General features: G+C 33.4%; 3 protein-coding genes and 2 pseudogenes. All 5 read left to right on the top strand.

What is annotated here, in order from left to right; all coding sequences use genetic code 11:
* Window positions 1-282: pseudogene (locus WKI42_RS10390) on the top strand (TRCF domain-containing protein); the annotation flags it as partial.
* A gap of 57 nt (window positions 283-339) precedes the next feature.
* On the top strand, window positions 340-606 hold the full coding sequence (locus tag WKI42_RS10385) for an RNA-binding S4 domain-containing protein (RefSeq protein WP_001234978.1): 267 nt from the start codon (window positions 340-342) through the stop codon (window positions 604-606).
* Window positions 599-967 (top strand): septum formation initiator family protein, encoded by a 369-nt coding sequence (locus tag WKI42_RS10380; protein WP_000041902.1) that lies wholly within the window; start codon window positions 599-601, stop codon window positions 965-967. The genes WKI42_RS10385 and WKI42_RS10380 overlap by 8 nt, the downstream gene beginning before the upstream one ends.
* Window positions 968-971: 4 nt before the next feature.
* Entirely contained in the window at window positions 972-1094 is a 123-nt protein-coding gene (locus WKI42_RS10375) for an SP_0009 family protein (RefSeq protein ID WP_000429334.1), read from the top strand.
* Window positions 1087-1331 (top strand): annotated as a pseudogene (locus tag WKI42_RS10370) (serine hydrolase); the annotation flags it as partial. The gene WKI42_RS10375 and the pseudogene WKI42_RS10370, both read left to right, overlap by 8 nt.

Here is a 1331-nt window from a genome sequence, read left to right as displayed (position 1 = left end):
AAGTCTTATCTTGACAAGGTCTTTGTTCAACGTGTGGAAAGAAAAGATAATAAAATTACAGTTCAATTTGAAAAAGTCACTCAACGACTGTTTTTGGCTCAAGATTATTTTAAAGCTTTATCCGCAACGAACTTAAAAGCAGGCATCGCTGAGAGTAAGGGATTAATGGAGCTTGTATTTGATGTCCAAAATAAGAAAGATTATGAAATTTTAGAAGGTCTGCTGATTTTTGGAGAAAGTTTATTAGAGATAAAAGAGTCTAAGAAAGAAAATTCCATTTGATATTTTTCTTCTATAAAATAGATAAAAATGGTACAATAATAAGTTGAGGTAATAAGGATGAGATTAGACAAATATTTAAAAGTATCGCGAATTATCAAGCGTCGTACAGTCGCAAAAGAAGTAGCAGATAAAGGCAGAATCAAGGTGAATGGAATCTTGGCCAAAAGTTCAACGGATTTGAAAGTTAATGACCAAGTTGAAATTCGTTTTGGAAACAAGTTGCTACTTGTAAAAGTACTGGAGATGAAAGATAGTACAAAAAAAGAAGATGCAGCAGGCATGTATGAAATTATCAGTGAAACACGGGTAGAAGAAAATGTCTAAAAATATTGTACAATTGAATAATTCTTTTATTCAAAATGAACACCAACGTCGTCGCTACCTGATGAAAGAACGACAAAAACGGAATCGTTTTATGGGGTGGGTATTGATTTTGATTATGCTATTATTTATCTTGCCAACTTTTAATTTAGCGCAGAGCTATCAGCAATTACTCCAAAGACGTCAGCAATTAGCAGACTTGCAAACTCAGTATCAAACCTTGAGTGATGAAAAGGATAAGGAGACAGCATTTGCTACCAAGTTGAAAGATGAGGATTATGCTGCCAAATATACACGAGCGAAGTACTATTATTCTAAGTCGGGGGAAATAGTTTATACGATTCCTGACTTGCTTCAAAGGTGATAAAATGGAAAATTTACTAGATGTAATTGAGCAATTTTTGAGTCTATCGGATGAAAAGCTGGAAGAGTTGGCTGATAAAAATCAATTATTGCGTTTACAAGAAGAAAAGGAAAGGAAGAATGCGTAAATTCTTAATTATTTTGTTGCTACCGAGTTTTTTGACCATTTCAAAAGTCGTTAGCACAGAAAAAGAAGTAGTCTATACTTCGAAAGAAATTTATTACCTTTCACAATCTGACTTTGGTATTTATTTTAGAGAAAAATTAAGTTCTCCCACGGTTTATGGAGAGATCCCTGTCTATGCGAATGAAGATTTAGTAGTGGAATCTGGAAAATTGACTCCCAAAACAAGTTTTCAAATAAC

This window comes from Streptococcus pseudopneumoniae (genome assembly GCF_038148935.1).
Classification (GTDB): Bacteria; Bacillota; Bacilli; order Lactobacillales; family Streptococcaceae; genus Streptococcus; species Streptococcus pseudopneumoniae_U.
The sequence above is the reverse complement of the archived record's forward strand: the minus strand, read 5'-3'. Positions and strand labels throughout refer to the sequence as shown.